Genomic DNA, 25,090 nt, shown 5'->3' with positions numbered 1-25,090 from the left:
TGCCGAAGCCTTACGATAATCGGCTCTGTGGAACGTTGCCGGCGACGCGCCACGAAGCAGCACTTTTCGAACACCTGTACGACTGATGACGGTGTCTGCGGCTAGAATAATGAGCAGTGCGACCGAATCGACAGGAGGATGCCATGGCCAAGCGCAACGCGGTGGTGGTGACGCATACCAGGCTCAGGCAGACCGGAACCGTAGTGGCCGAGGCGGTGAGCCAGCTGCGAGTGGCCGGTTTCGAAGTCACCATCATCGACAACACCGAGGCCCCCGATTTCGGCGTGCAGCCGCCGTGCGTGTCGGACGACACCGAAATCGTCGTGGTCCTGGGCGGCGACGGCACGATACTGCGCGCCGCCGAACTCGTCCACTGCACCCAGGTGCCGATTCTTGGCGTGAACATGGGGCATGTCGGCTTCCTGGCCGAATTCGAAAGCTTCCAGATCGACGAGGCGATCCGCCGGGTCGCCACCCACGACTATTCGATCGACGAACGCATGATCGCCCATGTGGACGTCTGGCTGCCTGGCGCCACCAAGCCCATTGAGGATTGGGCGCTGAACGACATCACGCTGGAACGCGCCGACCGGGGCAAGATGGTCGAACTGTCCATCCGCGTGGACGATGTGGAGATGAACTCGTTCGGCGCGGACGGCGTCATCGTCTCCACGCCCACCGGTTCCACCGCCTACGCCTTCTCCGCGGGCGGTCCGGTCATGTGGCCGAACGTCAAGGCCCTGCAGTTGATTCCGTTGGCCGCGCACGCCCTGTTCGCCAGGCCGCTGATCATCGGCTCCGGTTCGACCTTTACCATCGATATTCTGGACGATTCCATGTCCGAAGGCTGGATTTGCTGCGATGGACGCCGTCAGCGCGCCCTGCCGCAGGGTACGCGCGTCATGGTGCGCGAATCGCGCGATACCTTGCGCCTCGCTCGACTCTCCGGTATGCCGTTCACCAACCGTCTGGTCTCCAAGTTCGATCTGCCCGTGGTCGGTTGGCGCGAGCACGCGCGCAACGAGGCCTCGAGCCAGCCGCTGCATCACGGGCACACGTTCCCGGCGGCCGCGTATGCGGCTGGCGTTGCCGGTGACGCTGGTGTCGCTGGTACCGAGCCCGACAAGCCGGGCGAACGCGACGGCAAGGCAGGAGCCTGATGCTCGAAGAACTCGATATCCGCAATCTGGGGCCGATTCGAGAAGCCACCATTGCGCCGGCCGCAGGCATGACCGCCATCACCGGTGAGACCGGCGCCGGCAAATCCATGCTGCTCTCCGCGATCCGACTGGTCTCCGGTGGGGCCGCCGAATCCTCGCGCGTCTCGGCCGGGGCGGACGAGGCTTGGGCCCAGGCGATTTTCGCGCTCGCGGATGATGCCGTGACCTCTGAACATTCTGGTGACACTGACGATACCGGTGACGCTGACGATTCTGACAGTGGGCTCACCGGTGCTGCCGCGGCCGTGGCCAAGGCCCACGACGCAGGCGTCGATCCCGAAGACGGCGAACTGTTCCTGTCCCGCACCGTACGCGCCTCCGGCCGTTCGCGGGCCGTGCTCGGCGGCAAGTCCGTACCGCGTTCGGTGCTGGGGGCCATCGCCGGCGAACTGGTCACCATTCATGGCCAGACCGATCAGCTGAAAATCGCGGCTTCCGCACGGCAGCGCGAATTTCTGGACCGGGTGGCTGGGGACGAAGCCGAACTGGCCGCCTACCGCAAAGCGTGGGATGCGTTGACTGCTATGGATGAGCGGTTGGAACGCCTGCGCTCGCAGGAATCCTCCGCCCGCCAACAGGCCGACTATCTGCGCGAATCCATCGACCACATCAACCGCACCGACCCGCAGCCGGGGGAGGACGAGGAGCTGAAGGCGCGCCGCGAACGCATCGAAAACGCGGCCGACATCGCCCAAGGCGTGGGTTCGGCGCTGGGTGCGCTGGACGCCTCACAGGTGGATGTGGACGCCACCGACGGTGCTTCGGCCGTGGAACTCATCAATCATGCGGTGACCTCGTTGCGCGCGATTCGCGTCGGCGGCACGTTCGCCGAGCAGGCCGATCGGCTTGAATCCATCAATGCCGATTTGGGCGACGTGGTGTTCGCCCTGAGCCAGGAGCTGGGCGACGAAGGCAGCGTGGAGGATCTGGACCAGATCAACGGCCGTATCCACGAGCTTGGCGACCTCACCCGTCGGTGGGGCCCCACCTTGGCCGACGTGCTCGCTTGGCGGGACAAGGCGGCGTTCGATTTGGAGGATCTGGACGCCTCGCCGGAAAAGGTCGCCGAACTCGAATCCGAACGGCAGACGCTGTACGATGCGGCCCTCGCCGCCGCCGACGTGCTGAGCGCCGCGCGCGTGGCTGCCGCTGCCGACTTGGGCGCGCGCGTCACTGAAGAACTCGGCTCGCTCGCCATGCTGGGTGCCTCCTTGGAAGTGCGCGTCACGCCGCGAGACAAGGCCGATGATCCGCTCGGCCCGTATGGTCGCGACGATATCGCGTTCCTGTTTACGCCGTTCGAGGGGTCGCCGCAGTTGCCGATGGGCAAAAGCGCTTCGGGCGGTGAACTGAGCCGACTGATGTTGGCCTTGGAGCTGGTGGCCGCCGACACGCGCGGCGGTGCCGACCAGACCTTCATCTTCGATGAGGTTGACGCCGGCGTGGGTGGCAAGGCCGCGGTCGAACTGGGCAAACGTCTGGCACGGCTGGCCCGCAGCGCGCAGGTCATCGTCGTCACCCACTTGGCGCAGGTCGCCTCGTGGGCGGACGCGCAGTTCGTGGTCACCAAGGAGCCGCCGGATGCCGATGACGACGATTTGGGCGTGGTCACCACCATCGCCGAAGTCAACGGCGAAACCCGCGTCCACGAAATCGCCCGCATGCTCTCCGGCAGCGAATCCGAAGCCTCACTAGACCACGCCCGAGAACTGTTGAAGGAAAGTGTCCTATGACCAAAGCCGCCATATTCGACCTCGATGGCACCCTCCTAGACTCCATGGGAGTCTGGGACCAAGTCGACATCGACTTCCTCAACAAGCGTGGCATCGCGGTTCCGCCCGACTACACGACCACGGTCTCCGCCATGCAGTTTCGCCAGATCGCCGAATACACCATCGCGCGATTCGGCCTGAAAGATACCCCCGAGGAGCTTATGCAGGAGTGGGATGACATGGCCAGTGTCGCCTACTCCACCACGGTGGAGGCCAAGCCGGGCGCGCTCGGCTATCTGCACGACCTGAAGGCCGCCGGCGTCAAGCTTGGCGTCGCCACCTCGCTGCCCCCGCACCTGCGTGAACCGGCGCTGCGGCATGTGGGCGTGTTCGGGCTATTCGATGACATCGTCTCTGTTGACGATGTGAACGACGTCGGCAAGGACCAGCCCGACGTCTATCTGCTTGCCGCTAAACGTCTGGGCGTCAAACCTACCGATTGCACGGTGTTCGAGGACCTGCTGGTCGCCATGAAATCGGCCAAATCGGTCGGTATGACGGTCTGGGCCATGCACGACGATTCCTCCGCGGCCGACTGGCCCGAAATCTGCCGGCTCGCCGACGGCGTCCTCTTCGATTTCCACAACGCCCCACGGGTGTTGTAAAAAACTGGCTCCCCTCCCTGAGGGGAGCCATATATGAAGCCCCTACCGCCGCGCGATCCTATCCGACCGCCGTTGCGCCTCAAACCGCTGCCGCTCCAGTTCCTCGCCCTTGTTCCGGATAATCGGTCGGTTCGGTGTGGTGTAGCGTAACGGCGTTGTTCGGCATAAGTCCCCCTTTCCGAGGCCATTGTAGGCGCTGGCTGTGTTTCGGTGCTGTATTGTTGCACGGAAACGACATACAACAATTGAAAAAATGAGGAGAGACTCTGAAAGCCAAGCACCAAGATCTTTCATCAGACCCAGGAATCGTCGCGCATTTGTCATTGTGACGTTTACATGACTACTTCTCAAACGTCGATTAACAGAATAACTTCTATACAGAAGTTCAACAGATTCGCTGAATTTCACAAAGTCAAAGGATTAAACAATGATTCAGAATCATAATCGTGTCGCGTTGCTTCTATCAGGAGGCCCGGACTCTACTACTCTCTTGTATGACCTATTAAATCAGGGGAAAGAAATATATGCCGTTACTTTCAATTTTGGTGAAACTGAGGGATGTAATGAGAGTCAACATGCGCAAAGAATCGTTACAAATCTCCACTCTGAACGACTCCATCATTATCAATATGATTTTTCCGAGCAATTTAAGCGTTTCTATGAATTGCCTCAGCCTCAGTTCCTCCGCAAAGCATTTGGGCCATTTGTCGTTGCCCCTAATAAGGAAGAGCATGTTCAGCCTTTTGGATCGGCAATTGCGCTTATGCTAATGGCTTCATGGGCGCTTAAGCATGATATCGTTGATGTTTATTACGCAGTTCATAGTAACGATGCTGTGTTCCACGATAATCATGCATCATATTTTGAAGCTCTTCATACGGTTACCGTAGAATGTGAAGGAGATGAATACGGGGTAACGTTCCATACTCCTTATCTTAGTATCAATAAGTGTGCCGTCATTCAAAAAGGTATGGGTCTTGGCGTGCCGTTCGGCGATACGTGGAGCTGTGCCTTGGGCGGGACAGTTCATTGTGGAGTATGTGACCCGTGTCGTGATCGACGAACTTCTTTTGAGATTCTTGGAATTAAAGATCCCGTCTTATATGAGCACGATATTTTCGCCGAATCTCGCGAAGAAGTGAATATTTTAGAATCCCCAAAGCATATTTCGGTAGTGGCCTGAATAAAAGGCAATATAGTTACGTTTTAAATACATGATAAAACAAAAGGAGGCTGTTCGAGCATGGTGAAGAATGTCGGGAGTGTCGTACGCTGGCAGGTAGCCAAACTGGCATTGGTCCAGGGCATGCAAGCAATGTCCTCGGCGTTCTTCACATGCGGTGTTGTATTCACTGGAGCAGCTTCATCTGACAGCTTGGGCCTAGCCTTGGTACTCATGTTTAAGACGCTGCCCACCTTGGTCATGGCTTTTCTGGGTGGTGTTTTAGCGGATCGATTGCCGCGGAAAACTCTTGCCTCAGGAATGCTGGGTGGTCTAGCTATTTCCTATGGAGTCGGAACATGGGTCGTGCAGTTGAGTGGTCTTGGATGGCCCGTGCAAGCAATCAGTTTGGCCGCAGGTATCATTGGTGCGGTCGGCTCGCCAGCCTTGTTCGCCTTATTGCCTTCGATTGCTCCCCCTGAAGATATTGTACGTGCCAACGGCTTGATACGTACGTTTCGCAATGCCGGCTCGGTGGTCGGTCCACTTCTTGGTGCATGGCTTGCTCAACTGATATCACCTTCTTTTCTATTTCTGGATGGTGCTGTGTGTCTGGCTGTCTCCATGCCGCTTGTTCTATCGTTGAAACTCATGCCCAGCTGCGATGACGAGGCTAATAACAACGATGATGATGCTTCCATGATTTCTGCATTACGTTCTATTCCCAGTTTGTTCCATACTTATATTTGGTTAGCAGTGGGAGTGCCGTTCTGGGCGTTGTTCCTTGCCGTACAATCCGGGGCAACAGACGTCACAATGCCCTTGTGGGTCGTGCAAGAGAGTGGCCGGGGCGCATGGTCCCTGATGGCATCTATCACCTCATCTGGATACATTTGCGGCAGTCTCATCGCGTTAAAGTTGGAAAGGCCTAGGCACATGTTTTCTAAATCAGTGTTATTTGGCGCTTTAGCTATTATGCCGATTTTTGTTGTAGGTACTTTGGACATCCAAGTACTGTGGTATGTGGCGTCATTTGTTGCTGGGCTTGGACTGGAATTGTCTGGCGTGTTCTGGGGATCTACTATGCAGACATGCGTCGATAAGCGGCACATGGGACGAGTTTCCTCAATTGATTATGCAATTAGCTTCGGTCTAATTCCTCTCGCCTACGGTTTATACGGCTTCACTGGCACTATTCATGCTGCCGTCGTACTTACTGTATCCTCCTCAATAATGATTGTCCTGGTCATCATTGTTTTCCCATTTTGTTACCTTATAGATCACCGTTCGAATTCCTCAGGGATTATTAATAGTAGCGATGTTTAATCGCCATTAGCTCGATGTTCACAACGATATAGCCGATTGCGGCCCACACGGTGCAAGGTCGAACATCCTGAAAAGGTCCGTTTACGCGAAACGCCAAGGACGGTGAAGCAGTATACTACGTCGTTTGGGGAAACAAAGATATCGTGAACTAGCTGATAACTGACCTTACCAGATGCGCTTTGCGCGTTACGTCTCAACAGTTGCCATGTTCGGGCATTAATGTCATCGCTCACATAGGTGTGTCGTCGTCTTTTGACCAATAAACGTTCTTGGAGGCGGCTAGAACATGCCGTTTCGTATTGCTTCGCATAGGGGTTTCCCGTGACAAACATCGTTTTTCGATGAACGGAGATGGAGTTTATGGGGTATTTAGTACTCCCTGACAGTGAACGATTCAAGGTGTTATCCGGCTGGATGTGTTGATATGTTTGTTGTGGTTGGGTATCCATTCGGTGCTGTGAATCTGCTTGTTTAGTCGAACATTCGGAAAACAGGAAGCCCTTTTTTTTTCTGGTGATGGTAGAATATGATAAATATTAGTGTCTTGGATACCCTCTGCTGCTATGCTAAAAATCGGTTATGAAGCGCGGAGTTGGGCTAGGGTTCTCTCCATTAATGTCTTCGCAGAATACATGACTTTTATATGATTGTAGAACGTGCGCATATAGAGGTAAGTCGCTAAATACCTTCAATACATATGACATCCTCTCAGGTAATTATGATGTAATTCTGACGATTACACGATTCCATACGACTCGGTCATTGTACCTATATAATAGGTTTCAATTAAACCAGTTGTTATTGTTCTAGGAGTATTAATGAGCTTCGTTATATCTGTAATCACTACTTTTGCGCTTTGTGCTCCTTCCGTGCCATCTGTTCCCTTTGGCATTCAACAGAGCGCGTCTTTCCCCTTTTCCTCGGTGAATATTTCTCGTGTTCGTTGTCCTCCATGGATTCCGTGGCTGCTTTGTCCGGTGAAACCATAGTTAAAGGTATACGCGCATAAACAATCCATGTGTCGCCATCCACTTCGTGATCAATTTCACCACCGATTAGGTTAAGCTTGCGCCTGCGTGACTCTAGCCCGCGGCCCGACCTTTCTTCGTCCGGTATTGTGGACATGCTATTGGACATGACTATTTCTGTTTGTGATTTCTGCAGGGCTATGCTGGACTGGAATTCGCTATACTTTGGCGCGTGTTTAATAATGTTGGAGCATAGTTCTCTCAGTACTTCATGCAGAATATCGATATTCTTTACGGTCACCTGTTGCTGTACCGTAAACCCACCATTAATGATTTCAGTAGTGCCAGTAAACCCATGTTGGTGGAGTATATAGTCGCATTCGTCGGTTAACCGTTTTACCGCTAACCACCATTCGGACGACTCTATGGGTATTCCATTTTCATTATTATCTTGAATCATTGTATCGATAATATCTCTGGTTGCTTCTAATCCTTTTCGTGCAATTTTATCTATCTTCTCCCAGGCATCATTCTGGGGATCATTTGATTGCCGTTGCGCAATCAATCGTATACTCGTCAAACACTGGGCAACGGAGTCATGAAGCATGATAGCGTTGTCGCTATTTTGCAGAGAAAAAGAATGTTGCAGTTCGTACTCTTTGCTTTGATAATTTTGAAGGTGTTGTTCATTTGTCGTCTTCCACCAATGAAAACCATATCCGACAATCACGGTGGCTGCTGCATACATCAGAAACACTGTTATGCTGATTATGTCTATCTCGCCATTATTCCATCGCGCTATCTGATAGCATTGAATTCCTAAGAATACAAATATACCTAAAACTGTCGTGATAGAGATACCCGTTTCATATGCAGTGAGTCCGATAGTGCAATAGATGCCCCAGAAACGGCTTGGCCCATTTAGGACAGGTAAGCTACACGCAACTGATTCCATAAAAATTAATCCTACGAAACTAATGCGTGGGAACCATAGGGCGATTAACAGCAATCCGATGTGGATGAAGCCAAATAATATTTCATACGCAGATGTGGTGGGTCTCTCTGTCCAATCAATTATCGAAAAAAATAAGGAGAGTAACACTATAATTAATCTGAATGGATGTTTTTTGATGTTACTGTTCATAATCACCTGTCCAGATAGCTACTGCTTGGCGCACTGTTTCCGCTTTGAGCTTACGACGAGCTCTATTAAGATATGTTGCTGCACTAGCCTGTCCAATTTGCATGCGATTCGCGGCTTCTGATATGGATAGTCCTTTGCTGAGAAGAATCATGATTTCTTCTTCTCTGTCGGATAACAGCATGCGGATGTCATTTGTCTCGTGTTTCAGTCGCATATGCGCATTACGGGCCGTTTCGAACCCATTTCCGCAGCCCCCCTTATTTAATACCCAACGCGTAACTTCAGCGATTTGTCTTTCTTCGTCTTTTGCAACTAGTCCTTGTGCCCCAGCCTGAATCAGCCGAGAAATGTACCGTTCTAGGGGGAAAGCCGTGATGCCAAGTAGCAGCACGGATGCGCTTCTTTTGCGAATCTGACGGCATACGTCTATACCAGACATTCCGTCAAGAGACATATCGAACAGCAGCAAATGCGGTGTATCTACGGCACTTGAGCATCTTTGTACAGCCTCTCTCCCGCTCCGAGTGGTCCACGTAATGCTTCCTAAGTGATTGTATTCGATAATCTGTTGTAATCCTTTTAACACAATTGCGTCATTATCCAGCAGTGCAATATGGGTGGCGGCTGATGCAACCGCCGTGCTATGGTAGCATTCCACGGAAGAGTCCTCTTCTCTCGGCTCATTATTCATCTTGTCGATAATATATAGTTATGGTATGTCTCTTTTTATGAATAGGTTGCAACGACCTATTCGTTGGATAGGCACAGATAGCCGCTGGTCATATTTTGATTTGTTCTTTACGCATGACGTTTTTCTCCTGCGGTTGCTCTTCGATGCTTTGCTCCTCTCGATTTTTCACCTGATGGAAAGTCGCTGAGAACCCCGAGAGAAAAAACCAAGTGGACATTCGGCTGTCCGTGATCAACGCTCCACGAAATGGAGCGGGGGACGAACCAGCCGAATTCCATCGTCTGTTCTAACGGTTCATGTTGAAGGAATGTGAGGCCGCCCGTCTGATCTCATCGGAATTGGACAACGCACAAATAGCGTTCGTGGCGTGTCTGTTCAATGGAAAGCGGCCGTTGTCAAAGGATTTGCCTGCTCATTGCTTGTTGCTCACTGTTCGACTGTTATGTAACACACCTTGACAGTTAAGCAGAACAGTTATACTGTGTTGTATAACAGCTAAACAGCTGGGGTGCTAGTCAACCACAATCGAAAGGGGCATAGGTGAAACTGATCATCTCATCCGTGTCCGGTGAACCCATCTACGAGCAAATCAAAACCCAAATCCATTCGGCGGTGCTCAGTGGCGAGTTGAAGGCGGGCGAGGCCCTGCCTTCCTTGAGGAAACTCGCCAAGGAGCTGCGCATCTCCGTACTCACCGTCACCAGGGCGTACAACGAACTGGCCGATGAGGGCGTGGTGCAGAACATTCAAGGCAAAGGCACTTTCGTGATGGACAAGGGCAACGAACTGATGCAACGTCAGCTCGAAACCCAGATTCGCGAAAGCCTGGCCGAGGCAAGCCGGGGCGCCAAAGCCGCCGGCATTCCGCTGAACGCATTGGACCGCATGCTCGAAGAGGAATACCGCAAGGAATAACCTCAAGAAAGGACCATGGACATGACCGCCATATCCGAATCCGACGCGATGGCGTTGCAGGTCACCGACGTCACCAAACACTGTGATTCCGGCTTCACGCTGGACGACGTGACCTTCGACCTGCCCAAGGGCTACATCATGGGACTGATCGGCCCGAACGGCGCCGGCAAATCCACCCTCATCAAACTCATCCTCAACATGATCCACCGCGACGCCGGTTCGATTCACGTGCTCGGCTTCGACAACATCGCCAACGAGGAGCCCGTCAAAGAACAACTCGGCGTGGTGTTCGACTTCAGCTACATGCATGAACAGTGGCAAGTCAAGAACATTGAACGTATTGTCGCGCCACTGTATCCATCATGGGACGGTGGATGCTATCACAAGTATCTGGATACTTTTGGCCTTGGTGACGCACAGAACGGCAAGAAACATATCAAGGATCTTTCCCGCGGCATGCAGATGAAGCTGATGCTGGCCATCGCATTGAGTCATGATGCCAAGCTGCTGATTCTCGACGAGCCGACCAGCGGACTCGATGTGCTTGCCCGCGACGAACTCATGGATATCCTGCATGCCTACATTGAGGATGGCGAACATTCGGTACTGTTCAGCACCCATATCACTGCCGACCTCGAACGTGCTGCTGACTTCATTACCTACATCACCGATGGCCGCCTCTACTACACCGGTCCGAAAGACGAGTTTGAGGAATCGTTCCGCCTGATTAAGAGCGGTCCAGACGAACTGGCACAACTGCCTGCGGACGTGGTGCTGGGCTCACATACGTATGCCACCGGATTCGATGCGCTGGTCCGGTCAGACAGGCTTGATGCTGTTGCGTCGGTGGTTTCGGGGCTTGTCGTTGAATCGGCTTCCATTGATGACATCATTCGACTGACCAATGCCCATGATTCCAATCGTGACTTGAGCGGGAGGTGAGCGGCCATGGAGGCAATACTGAGGGTGTCGCGGTCTCGGCAACATGCATTGGCCACTGCATTGCGCGTCGATATGGCCTACCTGTGCGTCGGCGAACGGACTGTGTTCTCGTTGTTGTTGGCACCGTTGTTCTCCGTCATCTTTCAAGGTGAAGCTTATGGTGATGGCTTCGGCTATCGCATGGGTGTCATCATGACGGTATTCACCTGCGCCATGTGGGTGCTAACCATGGCGGTTGCTGACTTACAGAACGGATATCGACTTCGTGGCATTATTCCGGCTTCGAGGAAGAGTCAGGTGGCCGCGCGATATGTGGTTGGATTGGTGATTTCCGCATTGTCGATAGCGATGATCGTGCTGATTGACGGGTTGCAAGTGCTGGTCAATCCGGATTGGTCATTCGCGGGCAATCTGTGGGCGGCTCCGTTGGGAGGTTTCTGCACCGCGCTGATGGTCGCGCTTATCGTGCCCACGGGTTATCTGTGGACCAAACTAGGCGGTCTTCAAGTCACGATGATGGTGATTTATGTCGTTGTATTGGCTGTATCCATACTGCTATCTATTTTGCCTGCTTCGGTGACCAAAGGATTGGCCCATGCCGCGAATGCCATCATCGCGCAACGATTGTGGCTGGTTATTGCGGTATTGACAACGACGGTTGTGGCATATGGAATCTCGTATGTAATTGCCTCTCGCATATTTGCTTCAAGGGAATGGTGACGATGAGCTGGAAATCCGTAGTAAAGCAATGTCGATTCGATTGTGTCGGGACGGGTCTGTTCAGCGTGGCGAATATGGTATTTCTGCTGGTTTTCCCGGTGCTGTCTATCGTGATATCGCTGGTGATGATATCGACCCACGTCGATGAACACGTTGCCAGTGGTCTGATGGGCGGACTCGGAGGTTTGGCATCGACGATGGCATGTATGAGTGCATTGGGGCCTGCGTCATCCGAGGAATCTGCAGGGCACAGTGCCATGCGAGGGCTGATTCCTGTTTCACGCACTGCACAAGTTGTAGGTCGGTACCTTTTTCTGTTGGTGGTTGGCCTGCTCTGGGCTTTGGACGTGGTGATATGCGGCGGCGTCTTCATTGTCTTTGGCGATATAGCAGATATGGGGTGGATTGGTACCTTGGCAGCAGGTGCTTCCATCTTCGCTTTGGCTATCATTCTTGGGTCGGTGCTGCTGGCCTGTGCATACCGGTTCACCTCCCGCAAGATGATGATGGCCTCTGGCGCGGTCATTGTCGGCTTGTATGCAGTCATTGCGCTGCTGGCCCGATTGCCTGTTGACTGGCAATGGCTATTGCTGAATATTGCCGATTTCCTGACGATCTGGTGGCATACGGCGCTTGTTCTCGCCGTGTTGTGTCTGCTCGCATATTTTGGCTCCATGCTTATAGCCATCCGCATCTACCGAGCCAAAGAACTCTAACCGCGCATCTGTCCGACCGCGATGATCTTCAGCCACATGTCGATCGGCAGCGGCACGGTGCGGAACATCGCTCCGCCGAACTGCACCACCAGCACCTGAAGTGCGAACATCAGCGCGAACACGCCGATCATCACCTTATTGCGTAGCAGATTGGCGAACAGGCTGGCGTTGCCCAGCTCGCGGCTGTTGAAGGCGTTGAACAGCTGGAATACTACGAACAGCGTGAACAGAATGGTCGACTGCTGAACAGCTGGAATACCACGAACAGCGTGAACAGAATGGTCGACTGCTGTTCGGCGGTGCCGCCCATGAAGTTCGTCCAGCTTCGCGAGCTTCTCCTGCAGCGGCGTCATACCGGTGTTGGCGGCTTTGGCGCTCGGCACGCTTTATTGCGGTTTGGGCCGAGCCCTTCGCCGCAATGCTGTCTACTCCCTCATGGGACTATTCAGTTGCAGGAACAGAATCTGACAAGCCACATGGATTTTCCCATTCGCCGGCAGCATGGCGATTCCCGCCTTCCTAGAAAATTCAAGCAACACGCCGTTGGCCCATTGCCGGATGTTCAACCGAGATTCGCATATCTTGACTCATACGGCAAAACTGTTATATTTGATGTAGAACAAATAGAACAGTTCTTGAGAGGGGTGGAATTGACCGTGATTGTGGAAATCGATCAGCGCAGTGACGTGCCGATTTACGAGCAGCTGCACAGGCAGCTCATCGCAGCCATCGCGGGCGATGAGCTGTCGCCAGGTGACTCGTTACCGTCCGTGCGCTCGCTGGCCGTGGACCTTGGCATCAACCTGCACACGGTGAACAAGGCCTATGCGCTGTTGCGTGACGAGGGATACATCGTTATGCGTCGTGGTGCCGGTGCAACCGTCGCCGAGCATGACGGCGGGGGAGAAGCACCGAACCGAACTGCCGAAGCACAGGATGAGCGGATGGGCGAGGAACTCTATCGCCTTGCCTTGGCCTACAGGGCGCGCGGCGGTGATTCGGCCGCATTCCTCGATGCCACCAAACGGCAATGCGAACGGGCATACGGCGTGCGCTCCTCGCAGAGCGTTACTGACGGTGCAACAAAAGGAAATCAGGGGAGATAACGATGAATAATACAGTCGTGTCGATGAACATCGCGTTGTGTGCGTTTTTACTGTTGCCGGTGATAGTGACCGCCGGCCTGGCAGGGGTTCCATGGGTTACCGACCGGCATGAGGTGTTCGGTGTCACAGTGCCGGCCGCCGCCCATGTCAATACGCGCATTCGCGGATTTAAAGTCGCGTTTTCGGGAATTACGGTGGCGCTTGGCGTATGCGCCATACTGGTCTCGCTGGCCGTTTGGCAACTCTGCGGAGTCGACGCGGCGTTCTGGACTGTGTCCATCGCAGCGGTGGCGATTGCGATATGTGGTTTCGTGCTGCAGCAGATGTTTCGCCGCAAAGTACTGTCCATCAAAACCAATCAGGGATGGGAGGCGTCCAGTGCTCGCCGTGCGGCATTGATAGGTGAGCGGGACAATCCCGACCCGCTGAGCCTGAAGTGGGAATTGCTGCAAGTCGTTTGTCTCGCTGTCACCATTGCGGTCGGGCTGCTGGGCTATGACCGGATGCCGGAGCGGGTGCCGATTCATGCGGATATCGCCGGCAATGTGAACGGCTGGGCCGAGAAGAGTCCGATGGTGATTTGGTACGCCGTGCTCGCGCAGGTGGTGCTGGCAGCGGTGATGGTGGCCAGCCATGTCGCGATCATCTACGCCAAGCACCCGATTGATCCCGACCACCCCGCCACCACCGGGTATGCCTATGGTGTGTTCTCGCGGGTCTGGAGCATCTACGTGCTGGTCATCGGACTGCTGACAGCCGGTGGATTGGGCCTAGGCGTTCAGCTTGTCGCCATTGGCGTGCTGGATGTCAATCTAATCGGCATCATCGGCATGTTCATCGCTGTGGCGGCTCTGGTCGGCGCGCTGATGATCGGCGTGTATTACGGGCAGAACGGGGCGCGCGTCTATGCCGGTGTTCGGCACAGTGACGGCGGTGACGATTCGGACGATGATGTTATGCCGTATGACGATGACCTGCACTGGATTGGCGGCATCATCTACATCAACCGTGACGATCCGGCCATCATGGTTCCTAAACGTTTCGGCGTCGGCTGGACCGTCAACCTCGCACGCCCCAGCGTGATCATCGGCACTATCGTGCTGTTGGCAATCGCCATAGGACTGCCAGTCGCCGCGATACTGATGTAAACGCAATTCTGATGTAAAAAATGGCTCCCCTCTCTGAGGGGAGCCAATGTGCTGGTATGTTTACAGCGCCTGGGCGGCCTTCTCCACGTAGTCCTCCATGCCGTCGATGGCCACGACGTCCTTGAAACGCACGTCGGCGGTCTCGAGACCACGCAGGGCGGCCGGGGCGGTGGTGCCGGTCTCGTGGGCCAGCACATCCATGCACTCGAAGTCGGTGCCGGTGGCGTCGAAGCCCAATGCCTCGTTCACCACGCGCGGGAACTTGTAGGGGCTGGCGGTGGAGAGCAGCACGCGCGGGGTCAGCGGGTCTCGCGGCATCTGCTCAAGCAGGTAGTAGCCGCAGGCGGTGTGCGGGTCGATCACGTAGTGGTTCTCGTCCCAGCAGTGCTTGATGGACTCGCGTACCTGATCCTCATCGGCCCAACCGGTGCCGAAGATCTGACGAATCTTGGCCAGCAGTTCTTCCGGGATCTCGTACGTGCCCCACTTGTTGAGGTCGTTCATCAGCATGGAGATCAGACGGGTGTCGCCCTCGGACAAGTAGTACAGCATGCGCTCCAGGTTGGAGGAGATGAGGATGTCCATCGAGGGGGAGATGGTCTGGAAGAACGGGCGCTGGCGGTTGTAGGTACCGGTGGTCAGGAAGTCGAACAGCACGTTGTTCTTGTCGGAAGCCACCACGAGGTGCTTGACCGGCAGACCGAGCAGCTTGGCATAGTAGCCGGCGAGGATATCGCCGAAATTGCCGGTCGGGACCACAAACTCGACCTCATCGCCGACATTGATCACCTGGTCGGCGAGCAGCTGGGCGTAAGCGGAGAAGTAGTAGACGACCTGCGGCACCAGACGGCCCACGTTGATGGAGTTGGCGGAGGAAAGTACCACGTGCGAATTGCCGGCGAGACGCTCGGCCAGGGCGCGGTCGCCGAAGATGCGTTTGACCGCGGACTGGGCGTCGTCGAAGTTGCCTTCCACGGCGGCCACATGCACGTTGGCGCCGGCCTGCGTGGTCATCTGCAGCTCCTGGACCTGGGAGACCTTGCCTTCCGGGTAGAAGACGGTGATCGCGGTGCCCGGGGCGTCCGCGAAGCCGGCCAGCGCGGCCTTGCCGGTGTCGCCGGAGGTGGCGGTGAGGATCATGATTTTCTCGTCCGCGTTGCCATCGGCCGGCGTGGTGTGCGCCATGAAGCGCGGCAGGATCTGCAGCGCCACGTCCTTGAACGCGGAAGTCGGACCGTTGAACAGTTCGAGCACGTAATCGTCACCCAGGGGCTTGAGTGGGGTGATGCGCTCATCGGACCACTGTTTGCCGTAGGCGTCGGCGATGCACTGGCCCAGCTCCTCGGCCGTGAAGTCCGGCAGCAGCGCGCCCAGCACCTCGGCGGCGATTTGCTGGTACGACTTGCCCGGCAGGGAGGCCACGTCCACCTTGGTCTTGCCCAACGCGTCCGAAACGAACAGGCCGCCGTCATCGGCGATGCCCTTACGAATCGCCTGCTTGGCGGTCAGCGAATCGGTGGTGCTGCGGGTGGAATGGAAGGTGGTTGTCACGATGAATCCTTCTGCCTGAAAGGGATGATGAATCCACACCAGTCTAGCGTGGGCCGTGGGCAGAAGGGCCGTCCGTCTCGCGTAGCCGACCGGTCGCACCGGCGAAAATCACCATTGCCATCGAACGGGGACCGGCCATATCATGAAACAGGCCGGTTACAAACGGGCCATACAGTAAGGCGACAGCGGCGAATCAATTGTCGCACATACCAAAGGAGCACCCATGACCGCTTCACCCCTTGCGCAGAAAGCGACCGATGCTTTCAACGCGCCGATCTGCGAAACCGATCCTGAGATCGCCGAACTGCTGGACTCCGAACTGGGCCGCCAGCGCAATGGCCTTGAGATGATCGCCTCTGAGAACTTCGTGCCGCGAGCGGTACTGCAATGCCAGGGCTCCGTGCTGACCAACAAATACGCCGAAGGCTACCCCGGCCACCGCTACTATGGCGGCTGTGAATACGTGGACCAGATCGAAACCATCGCCCGCGAACGCGCCAAGGCCCTGTTCGGCGCCGAATACGTCAACGTCCAGCCGCACTCCGGCGCCCAGGCCAACGCCGCCGTCTACCAGGCGCTCGTCAAGCCCGGCGACACCGTGCTCGGTCTGGCCCTCGACCACGGCGGCCACCTGACCCACGGCATGAAAATCAACTTCTCTGGCCGTTTCTACCACGCCGAGGCGTACGGCGTGAACCCCGTGACCTTCCGCATCGATCCGGAAATCATCCGCCAGCGCGCGCTCGAAACCCACCCGGCCATGATCATCGGCGGCTGGTCCGCCTACCCGCGCATCGAGGACTTCAAGGCCATGAAGGAGATCGCCGACGAGGTCGGCGCCAAATTCTGGGTCGACATGGCCCACTTCGCCGGACTCGTGGCCGCAGGCCTGCACCCGAGCCCCGTGCCATACGCCGACGTGGTCTCTTCCACCTCGCACAAGACCTTCGGCGGTCCGCGTTCCGGTTTCATTCTCGCCAAGCAGGAATACGCCAAGAAACTCAACTCCTCCGTGTTCCCCGGCCAGCAGGGCGGTCCGCTCATGCACGTGATCGCGGGCAAGGCCGTGAGCTTCAAGGTGGCCGGCACCCCCGAATTCAAAGACCGTATGCAGCGCACGCTCGACGGCGCCAAGATTCTCGCTGAACGTCTCCTGGCCGACGATGTCAAGGCCAACGGCATCAGCGTGCTGACCGGCGGCACTGACGTGCACCTGGTGATGGTCGACCTGCGCAACAGCGAGATGGACGGGCAGCAGGGCGAGGATTTGCTTGCCGCCTGCGGCATCACCATCAACCGCAACACCGTGCCCTTCGACCCGCGCCCGGCCTCGGTGGCCTCGGGCCTGAGAATCGGCACGTCCGCCCTGGCCACGCGCGGTTTCGGACCGAAGGAATACGAGGAGGTGGCCGACATCATCGGCACCGCGCTCGCCGCCGGCCCGTCCGCCGACGTGACCGCGCTGAAGGCCCGCGTCGACAAGCTCGCCGAAGACTTCCCGCTCTACCCCGACCTGGACCAGATTCACTGATTTGCTGATTCGCTAATCCAGCGTGGTGTACCGGTTAGTGATGATTCGCTGACCGGAGCGCATCACATCACCGGCTTCCCGCCTGAGATGGAGGGGAGCCGGTTCTGTTTGCGATTCAAAACGTCAGACATCCCATAACAAGCGGGTCGGAGTAAGCAATCAGCCGCGTTGTGAGTTACGCTTGACTGTTATGAGCGATGAATTGAGTCCTGAGGTGTTCGACGCGGTGTGCCGCCAGGCCGATCAGGCCGCACGCGCACAGGAGCGTCTTGCACAGGCAAATACCGAAGCCAAGAACGAACTGCTGCTCGCCATTGCGGACGCGCTGGACGAGCACGCCGCGGACATCGAAGCCGCCAACGCGCTGGACATGCTCGAATCCAAGGAAAACGGCATGGACGCGGGCAAGCTCGACCGCCTGCTGTTCGACGTGCCGCGCGTGGCCGCCGCCGCCCAAGGCGTGCGCCATGTGGCCACCCTGCCCGATCCGGTCGGTGAAATCGTGCGCGGATACAACCTGCCCAACGGTCTGCGCCTTACCCAAACGCGCGTACCGATGGGCGTCATCGGCATGATCTATGAGGCCCGGCCGAACGTCACTGTGGACGTGTCCAGCCTGTGCCTCAAGTCCGGCAATGCCGCGCTGCTGCGAGGCGGCCACGCCGCCGAACGCACCAATGCCGCCACGCTGGGCGTCATCGCCCCGGTGCTTGAAGCCCACGGTTTCGAATCCACACTGGTGCAGTCCGTCGACCAGTACGGACGCGCCGGTGCTACCGCCATGATGGAGGCGCGAGGCCATATCGACGTGCTCGTGCCGCGAGGAGGAGCGGGTCTAATCCAAGCCGTCGTGCGCAACTCCAAAGTGCCGGTCATCGAAACCGGCGCCGGCAACGTGCATATCTACATCGACAAGTCCGGTGATCTCGCCAAGGCCATCCCGATCATCATCAACGCCAAAACCCAGCGCGTGGGCGTGTGCAACGCCGCCGAAAAGCTATTGGTTCATAAGGATGTCGCCGCCGAATTCCTGCCGCAGATCGCCGCCGCGTTGGCCGAGGCGAACGTTGTACTGCAGACCGACACCACGTCGTACGACATCATCTCCGGCGCGGCAATCGAGGGCCTTGACCTCAACCACGCCACTGAAGAGGATTGGGACACTGAATACCTGGCCCTCAAAATGGGCATCAAGGTGGTGCCGGACCTGGACACGGCCATCGACCACATCAACACGCATTCCACAGGCCACACCGAATCCATCATCGCCGAGGATTATGCGGCCATCGAGGAATTCACCAAGCGCATCGACTCGGCCGTGGTCGTGGTCAACGCCTCCACCCGCTTCACCGACGGCGGCGTGTTTGGCTTTGGTGCTGAGCTTGGCATCTCTACGCAGAAGATGCACGCACGCGGTCCCATGGGATTGCGGGAGATGACCACCACCAAGTGGATCGGTTACGGAACAGGACAGGTGCGCGCATGAACGAGGACGGCAACATGAACATCACGGCTGACACGGCAAACAAGGCAAGCGAACTGCGGCCCGACATCGACCTCAACGATCCCAAGCTCGGCCTGAAGATCGCGGCCGAACGTCTGAGCATTGTCCGCTACGTGTTCCTTGTGCAGATCGAGGATGGCATCGCCTCCGCCGCCCAGCGTGCGTCGCTCGAATACGCGGACGCCGTGCTCATCGGTTGGCCCGAGACCGATTCGCCCGAAGTCGTGGACCTCAACGATGCCCAGCTCAAGATCGTGCGCGAACACATGGAACTCATGGAAGGCTACATCGGCAGATACAGCCAGATGGAGCACGACGGTGACCTTGACGGCATGACCGACACGCTTATCCGCATCACCGAGCGTGTGGCCGAGGTCCGCCGCCTCTACCAGCCGGACTTCCCGCTGCCCACCTTCGCCGAGATTCGCCGCGTGGTTCAGGACGAATGGGATGAAGACATGGGCAAGATCGATCCTAAGGAAGACAATCCCACCGCCGGCGAAATCGAAGAGGAAACCGAATCCGCTGATGATGCCGCCAGCGAGGGCGGCCAAGCATGAGTGATATTGCCGGCAGCCACAAAACGGCTGCGTCAGTTCAGTCCGGAAAATCAGTGGAATCCGCCGAACCCGCCGAAATCATTGCCGTCACCCAAGGCGAAACCGAACGGCGTATGTCCGACCTGTCCGTACCGGCCGGGGCCAGCAGCCATGGCAAAGGCCGGCTTTCCGCACGCGGCAATTGGCATACGCGCCTGCGCGTCGGCATCATGGGCGGCACGTTCGACCCGATCCACAACGGCCACTTGGTCGCCGCCTCTGAAGTCGCCTGGGTGTATGACCTCGATGAGGTGATTTTCGTGCCCACTGGCCGACCTGTGTTCAAGCTGGACAAGCACGTCACCAACGCCGAGGATCGGTATCTGATGACTGTGATCGCCACCGCATCCAACCCCAAATTCACCGTCTCGCGTGTCGACATCGACCGTCCGGGCGTCACCTATACCATCGACACTCTGCGCGATATCCGAGCCCAGCACCCCGACGCCGAGCTGTTCTTCATCACCGGCGCCGACGCCGTGGCCGAAATCATGCAGTGGAAGGACGCCGACCTCATGTGGGACCTCGCCCACTTCGTGGCCGTCACGCGCCCCGGCTACTTCAGCCCGGACGGCGTGACCTTGCCCGAAGGCAAGGTCGATACGCTTGAGATCCCGGCCTTGGCCATCTCTTCGACCGATGTACGCCGCCGCGCTGAACACGACGAGCCGGTCTGGTATCTGGTGCCTGACGGCGTGGTGCAATACATCGGCAAGCATGGTCTGTATTCATACGAGGACTGACGATTCGTACGAGGACTAGTGTGCATTCGTACGAGGGCTGGTGAGGATTAGCGCGAATCAGCGCGCATGAATCCTCGCCAGTACAGGGATGAACGGTCAGGCCAGTCCCATCTTGATTTTCAATGTCATTACGCGAGTCGCCGCCGCCGTCACTTTCGAAGCGAAAGCCGGATCGGACTTCGCCCGTTCGTTGAGGCCGTCCACAACTGGCTTTACGTAATCCGTCTGACCGATGCAGGACATGTCGCCGCCCGCCTCGACGAGCTTTACTCCCAATTGGCTTACATCGTAGCTGCTTAACGCTTCGGCAGATATCGAATCCGAAATCACCACGCCCGTATATTTCAGGGCGTTGCGAATATGGCCGTCGATAATCGTAGAAGAAAACACCGCCGGATTATTCGGATCGATGGATTGATACGTGGCCAACGACATCATCACCATTGCAGGATCGGCCTTGGTGATCGCCTGGTCAAAGGCACCTGCCTCGGCCCCGTCCAACGTGGTGGTCGTATCCAGAATGCCTTCGGTGGTGAAGTCGGTATTGCCGCTTACCGCGCCCAACCCAGGATAATGTTTGACCGCCGCACCGACCTGAGCGCCTCGCAAACCCTCAATAACGGCGATGCCATGCTCGGCGTTACCGGCCGCATCCAATCCGAAATCACGATCCAGCGCGCCAATCGGAGCATTCGAGGCACGATCGCCCACCACCGTGCCGAGCACCGGTGCCAAATCGACATTTATGCCAGCAGCAGCTAATTGCGAACCCCACGTGCCTGCCGATTGACGCAATGCGTCAGCGGACATTGTGCCCTGCTCAACGGCACTGGGCATTGTGTCGAAACCGGTACCAGTCAGATGCTGTACCTGACCACCCTCCTGATCGGTGGCGATGATGAGACGATTGCCGGCCGGCGCATATCCTTGGAGTTGCGCGGTCGCGGTCTTGACCGTATCGACGCCGGTATTCCAATTGCCAATGAGAATGGCCGAGCCAATGTGCTCGTCGGCGATTGTTGAAGCCAACGAGGAGGGATCGGAACCGGCGAACAACGGCACCATCACTAACTGTCCCACACGTTCCTCAAGTGTCATGGCGGATACCGCACGTTGGGCTTGTGCGGCCGGGGCGTCGTTCTTCTTCGGGGAAGGAGCGTCGGTGCGTGGTAACACACTTGTCCGGGAGGTCTGGGGAGCGGCGGTGTTGCCGTCTGATGTGGATTTGGCGAACCATCCGACATGCCATTCGTAGGCTGCCACGCCGGCCAACACCACTGCCAAAGCACATATTGTCGCCACGATTGGAGTGCTCCTGTGCCGAAGTTGGCGTATGGCGTGTACTGAGGGACGCATATGATGTGGCCGTTGTCTGTTCATACCGGCAAGCGTAGAACAGATCGTAGAACGGAACGCTGCCTCATTCTGTGCTCAGGGCATAACCTACCTCCCGCCCTTCCGATAGGCTTGAGTTATGTCTTTTAACGATCCTTTCTCAGTACTGTTCGGCAATGGCGGCGATTCACGACGCAATAGTGCGAACAATGACGATCCGATCATCCTCGATGTCGAGGCCGATGGGGACGGTCCGGCCCGCAACACCAACGCCGGCCCCTCCGGGTCATCCCGCCCTCCACGTGGCCCGTCCAATCCGCGTATCACCCGTAAGCCAGCGTCCGGTGGCTCAGGAGCCAGCCGTGGCAGCAAGATTCTAATCGGCGTGGTGCTGGCTTTGGCCATCATCGTCGGTCTGTTCTTCGGCCTGTCCCGATTCATCACCGACCTGATGTGGTACGGCCAGCTCGGCTTCCAGTCCGTGGTCTGGACCCAGCTCGGGGTGAAGATCGGCCTGTGGGTGGCCTACGCGCTGCTCATGGCCCTGACCGGCTTCGTCTCTGCATGGCTGGCTATCCGGGCACGCCCTGATTCGGCAGACGGATCCACCATTCGTATTAACGGCGATGTGGTCGAGGTGGGCAAATCCGTCAGCTCGAAAACCGCTCGCCGCGTGGCCGTGGTGATTTCGCTGATCGTCGGCGTCATCTTCGGTTCCCAGTTCAACGCGAACTGGAGCGAGATTCTGCTCATGTTCAACGCGCAGTCGTTCGGCACCACCGATCCGCAGTTCGGTCTGGACAACGGCTTCTACGTGTTTGTGCTACCGGGCCTGAAGCTCGTGCTCGCCGCCGTGGCCGTGCTGCTGGGCGTGGGCCTCGTGTTCTCGGTGGTCACGCATGTACTGATGGGCGGTATCCGCATCACTATGCCGGTCAACGGCCGAGGCCTGTTCTCCATCACCAAGCGTTGCCGCCGCCAGCTCGGCATCTGGCTGATGCTCAACATGTTCGCTTGGGCAGTGCGCCAGGTGATCGGCGTATTCGACCAGCTCACCGGGCAGGGTTCGCATATCACCGGTGCCTCCTACACCACCGTGCACGCCCACATCCCCGTCACCTTCATCATGGCCGCGCTGACCGCCATTCTCGGCGTGGTGCTTGGCATCTGGCTCATGCGCTCCCACACGCTCGAAGGCCAGGCGTCCATCGGCGTGCGCGCCTCCGCCGCGCTCAAGGCCTGGCGTGTGCCGGTGACCTCCATTGCCGTCGTGGTCGTGGTGGGTCTCGTGCTCACCGTGGCATGGCCGGTGCTGTTGCAGCGCTTCCGCGTCAACCCGAACGCACAGGAGATGGAATCCACCTACATTCAGCGCAATATCGACGCCACCCGCGCCGCCTACGGTCTTGACAAGCTCAAGACCGAGCAATACAAGGTAACCGACAAGGGCGAGCAGGGCGCTCTGGCCAAGGAGGCCGACACCACCGCGCAGATTCGTCTGCTCGACCCGCAGGTCGTCAGCCCCACATTCAAGCAGCTGCAGCAGTCCAAGCAGTACTACACCTTCGCCGACACTTTGGCAGTCGACAAGTACGAGATCGACGGCGTTTCCCAAGACACCGTGATTGCCGCCCGCGAGCTTGACCTGGCCGGCAACGACAACCGCAATTGGGTCAACGATCACACCGTGTACACCCACGGTTACGGTGTGGTGGCCGCTTACGGTAACAAGGTGACCGCCGACGGCCAGCCTGAATTCTTCGAATCCGGCATCCCTGCTCAGGGCAAGCTCACTGAATCCGAAAAGTATGAGCCTCGCATCTACTTCTCGCCGAACGCCACCGAATACTCGATCGTCGGCGCACCGGAGGGCACGCAGGCTTGGGAGTTCGACTACCCGACCGGTTCGGAAGGCGCCCTGACCACGTTCAAGGGCGACGGCGGCCCCTCGGTTGGCAATCTGTTCTCCCGTATTCTCTACGCAATCCGCTTCGGCTCCGATCAGATTCTCTTCTCCGACCGTGTTACCAGCGAATCGCAGATTCTTTACGATCGTTCCCCCAAGGAGCGCGTGGCCAAGGTGGCGCCGTACCTGACGCTTGACGGCCGTGTGTATCCGGCCGTGGTCGATGGCCGCGTCAAGTGGATCGTCGACGGTTACACCACCTCTGATGCCTACCCATACTCGCAGATGACCGACCTCGGCTCCGCCACCAAGGATTCCACCACCGTCTCTTCCGCAACGGTCTCATCCTTGGGCTCGCAGAAGGCCAACTACATCCGCAACTCGGTCAAGGCCACCGTGGACGCCTACGACGGTTCCGTGGATCTGTACGTATGGGATCAATCCGACCCGGTAATCAAGGCATGGGAGAAGATCTTCCCCGGCCAGTACCACCAGCTCTCCGATATCTCCGGCGACCTGATGAGCCACATGCGCTACCCGGAAAGCCTGTTCAAGGTGCAGCGCGAGCTGCTCTCCAAGTACCACGTGACCTCCGCCAGCCAGTACTACTCCGGCGAGGACTTCTGGCAGACGCCGGTCGACCCGACCGAATCCCAGTCCCAGCAGGACCAGGACATCCTGCAGCCGCCGTACTACCTGACCTTGCAGACCGGTGGCACCAAGGAACCGGTGTTCTCGCTGACCTCCACCTACATTCCGGCTGGCCAGTCCACCCGTGAGATCCTCACCGGCTTCCTGTCGGTCGACTCGGATGCCGGCAATGAGAAGGGCAAGATAGGTTCAAACTACGGCACCATCCGATTGCAGGAGCTGCCCAAGGATTCGAACGTACCGGGCCCCGGCCAGGCGCAGAACAACTTCAACGCCAACGCCGACGTGTCCAAGGAACTGAACCTGCTGCAATCCGGCGACACGCAAGTGATGCGCGGCAACCTGCTTACTCTGCCGCTCGGTGGCGGACTGGTGTACGTGCAGCCTGTGTACGTCAAGTCTTCGGGTGCGACTTCATTCCCGCTGCTCAAGAAGACGCTGGTCGCGTTCGGTGATCAGGTTGGATTCGCGGATACGTTGGATGAGGCCTTGGATCAGGTGTTCGGTGGTGATTCCGGTGCGGCCGCAGGCGATGCTGAGAACGTGTCCGGTGACGGATCGTCTGGTGACCAGGCTTCCGGCGGCACATCCGGTGACCAATCTGGTTCCGATATCAATGGTGGCCAGTCCGGCACCACGGACGGCAAGTCGGATTCCGGCTCGTCTTCCGACCGCAGCCCCGAACTCCAGCAGGCGCTGAACGATGCCGCCCAAGCCATGAAGGACAGCCAGTCCGCCATGAAGAACGGCGACTGGACCGCCTACGGCAAGGCGCAGAAGGAGCTTGAAGACGCCCTCAACAAGGCCATCGAGCTCGACAAGTAGTTCCGGCTCC

General features: G+C 57.4%; 20 protein-coding genes and 1 pseudogene. 16 read left to right on the top strand and 5 right to left on the bottom strand.

The genetic code is table 11. The annotated features are described in order from the left end of the window. Window positions 1–143 precede the first annotated feature (143 nt). The 5 genes from BLIJ_RS09685 to BLIJ_RS09665 all read left to right on the top strand — a co-directional run bounded on the left by BLIJ_RS09685 (window position 144) and on the right by BLIJ_RS09665 (window position 6,085). A complete protein-coding gene (locus BLIJ_RS09685) occupies window positions 144–1,160 on the top strand; it encodes an NAD kinase (RefSeq protein ID WP_012578151.1) in 1,017 nt (338 codons plus the stop codon). After that, window positions 1,160–2,953 carry a DNA repair protein RecN gene (gene recN / locus BLIJ_RS09680; protein WP_012578150.1) on the top strand — a complete coding sequence of 598 codons (1,794 nt, stop codon included), beginning with the start codon at window positions 1,160–1,162 and terminating at the stop codon, window positions 2,951–2,953. Before BLIJ_RS09685 ends, recN begins: the two co-directional genes overlap by 1 nt. Further along, window positions 2,950–3,597: an HAD family hydrolase gene (locus BLIJ_RS09675; RefSeq protein ID WP_012578149.1), complete on the top strand. Its 648-nt coding sequence runs from the start codon at window positions 2,950–2,952 to the stop codon at window positions 3,595–3,597. The genes recN and BLIJ_RS09675 overlap by 4 nt, the downstream gene beginning before the upstream one ends. Before the next feature lie 427 nt (window positions 3,598–4,024). After that, window positions 4,025–4,780, top strand: a complete 756-nt coding sequence (locus BLIJ_RS13785) for a 7-cyano-7-deazaguanine synthase (protein ID WP_012578148.1) — start codon at window positions 4,025–4,027, stop codon at window positions 4,778–4,780. Window positions 4,781–4,840: 60 nt separating this feature from the next. Continuing rightward, complete coding sequence (locus tag BLIJ_RS09665) at window positions 4,841–6,085, top strand: MFS transporter (protein WP_012578147.1); 1,245 nt, start codon at window positions 4,841–4,843, stop codon at window positions 6,083–6,085. Window positions 6,086–6,928: 843 nt separating this feature from the next. Here BLIJ_RS09665 and BLIJ_RS09660 read toward each other — a convergent pair. Continuing rightward, the gene (locus BLIJ_RS09660) at window positions 6,929–8,197 is read right to left on the bottom strand and encodes a sensor histidine kinase (protein ID WP_014485054.1); all 1,269 of its coding nucleotides are present in this window, start codon (window positions 8,195–8,197) and stop codon (window positions 6,929–6,931) included. Then, a complete protein-coding gene (locus BLIJ_RS13780; protein ID WP_158309821.1) occupies window positions 8,187–8,855 on the bottom strand; it encodes a response regulator transcription factor in 669 nt (222 codons plus the stop codon). The genes BLIJ_RS09660 and BLIJ_RS13780 overlap by 11 nt, the downstream gene beginning before the upstream one ends. Window positions 8,856–9,428: 573 nt before the next feature. Between BLIJ_RS13780 and BLIJ_RS09650 the strand changes: the two genes are divergently transcribed. Genes BLIJ_RS09650 through BLIJ_RS09635 form a run of 4 tightly spaced genes read left to right on the top strand, consistent with a single transcriptional unit; the run spans window position 9,429 to window position 12,181 of the window. Further along, complete coding sequence (locus tag BLIJ_RS09650) at window positions 9,429–9,803, top strand: GntR family transcriptional regulator (RefSeq protein WP_012578144.1); 375 nt, start codon at window positions 9,429–9,431, stop codon at window positions 9,801–9,803. A gap of 21 nt (window positions 9,804–9,824) precedes the next feature. Continuing rightward, on the top strand, window positions 9,825–10,745 hold the full coding sequence (locus BLIJ_RS09645; protein ID WP_012578143.1) for an ABC transporter ATP-binding protein: 921 nt from the start codon (window positions 9,825–9,827) through the stop codon (window positions 10,743–10,745). Window positions 10,746–10,751: 6 nt separating this feature from the next. Continuing rightward, entirely contained in the window at window positions 10,752–11,465 is a 714-nt protein-coding gene (locus BLIJ_RS09640; protein WP_012578142.1) for an ABC-2 transporter permease, read from the top strand. Window positions 11,466–11,467: 2 nt separating this feature from the next. After that, a complete protein-coding gene (locus tag BLIJ_RS09635; protein ID WP_012578141.1) occupies window positions 11,468–12,181 on the top strand; it encodes an ABC-2 transporter permease in 714 nt (237 codons plus the stop codon). A gap of 11 nt (window positions 12,182–12,192) precedes the next feature. Here BLIJ_RS09635 and BLIJ_RS13775 read toward each other — a convergent pair. After that, a pseudogene (locus BLIJ_RS13775) lies at window positions 12,193–12,512 on the bottom strand (cation transporting ATPase C-terminal domain-containing protein); the annotation flags it as partial. Between the two features lie 325 nt (window positions 12,513–12,837). On the opposite strand from BLIJ_RS13775, the gene BLIJ_RS09620 reads away from it, so the two are divergent. Next, the gene (locus tag BLIJ_RS09620; protein ID WP_012578140.1) at window positions 12,838–13,287 is read left to right on the top strand and encodes a GntR family transcriptional regulator; all 450 of its coding nucleotides are present in this window, start codon (window positions 12,838–12,840) and stop codon (window positions 13,285–13,287) included. A 2-nt stretch (window positions 13,288–13,289) separates the two neighbouring features. Further along, on the top strand, window positions 13,290–14,435 hold the full coding sequence (locus BLIJ_RS09615; protein WP_012578139.1) for a DUF1648 domain-containing protein: 1,146 nt from the start codon (window positions 13,290–13,292) through the stop codon (window positions 14,433–14,435). Between the two features lie 60 nt (window positions 14,436–14,495). Here BLIJ_RS09615 and thrC read toward each other — a convergent pair whose 3' ends face one another. After that, on the bottom strand, window positions 14,496–15,986 hold the full coding sequence (thrC, locus tag BLIJ_RS09610) for a threonine synthase (protein WP_012578138.1): 1,491 nt from the start codon (window positions 15,984–15,986) through the stop codon (window positions 14,496–14,498). Window positions 15,987–16,209: 223 nt separating this feature from the next. Between thrC and glyA the strand changes: the two genes are divergently transcribed. The 4 genes from glyA to nadD all read left to right on the top strand — a co-directional run bounded on the left by glyA (window position 16,210) and on the right by nadD (window position 20,363). After that, the gene (gene glyA, locus BLIJ_RS09605) at window positions 16,210–17,517 is read left to right on the top strand and encodes a serine hydroxymethyltransferase (protein WP_012578137.1); all 1,308 of its coding nucleotides are present in this window, start codon (window positions 16,210–16,212) and stop codon (window positions 17,515–17,517) included. A 190-nt stretch (window positions 17,518–17,707) separates the two neighbouring features. Further along, window positions 17,708–19,003: a glutamate-5-semialdehyde dehydrogenase gene (locus tag BLIJ_RS09600; RefSeq protein WP_041982066.1), complete on the top strand. Its 1,296-nt coding sequence runs from the start codon at window positions 17,708–17,710 to the stop codon at window positions 19,001–19,003. Continuing rightward, entirely contained in the window at window positions 19,000–19,581 is a 582-nt protein-coding gene (locus tag BLIJ_RS09595; protein WP_012578135.1) for a hypothetical protein, read from the top strand. Before BLIJ_RS09600 ends, BLIJ_RS09595 begins: the two co-directional genes overlap by 4 nt. Next, a complete protein-coding gene (gene nadD, locus BLIJ_RS09590; protein WP_014485048.1) occupies window positions 19,578–20,363 on the top strand; it encodes a nicotinate-nucleotide adenylyltransferase in 786 nt (261 codons plus the stop codon). The genes BLIJ_RS09595 and nadD overlap by 4 nt, the downstream gene beginning before the upstream one ends. 96 nt (window positions 20,364–20,459) lie before the next feature. Here the strand turns inward: nadD and BLIJ_RS09585 are convergent, their stop codons facing one another. Continuing rightward, the gene (locus BLIJ_RS09585) at window positions 20,460–21,665 is read right to left on the bottom strand and encodes a glycoside hydrolase family 3 N-terminal domain-containing protein (RefSeq protein WP_012578133.1); all 1,206 of its coding nucleotides are present in this window, start codon (window positions 21,663–21,665) and stop codon (window positions 20,460–20,462) included. 172 nt (window positions 21,666–21,837) lie between these two features. Between BLIJ_RS09585 and BLIJ_RS09580 the strand changes: the two genes are divergently transcribed. Continuing rightward, window positions 21,838–25,080: a UPF0182 family membrane protein gene (locus BLIJ_RS09580; protein ID WP_012578132.1), complete on the top strand. Its 3,243-nt coding sequence runs from the start codon at window positions 21,838–21,840 to the stop codon at window positions 25,078–25,080. Window positions 25,081–25,090: the final 10 nt, after the last annotated feature.

The organism is Bifidobacterium longum subsp. infantis ATCC 15697 = JCM 1222 = DSM 20088, assembly GCF_000269965.1.
GTDB classification, from domain to species: domain Bacteria; phylum Actinomycetota; class Actinomycetes; order Actinomycetales; family Bifidobacteriaceae; genus Bifidobacterium; species Bifidobacterium infantis.
The sequence above is the reverse complement of the archived record's forward strand: the minus strand, read 5'-3'. Positions and strand labels throughout refer to the sequence as shown.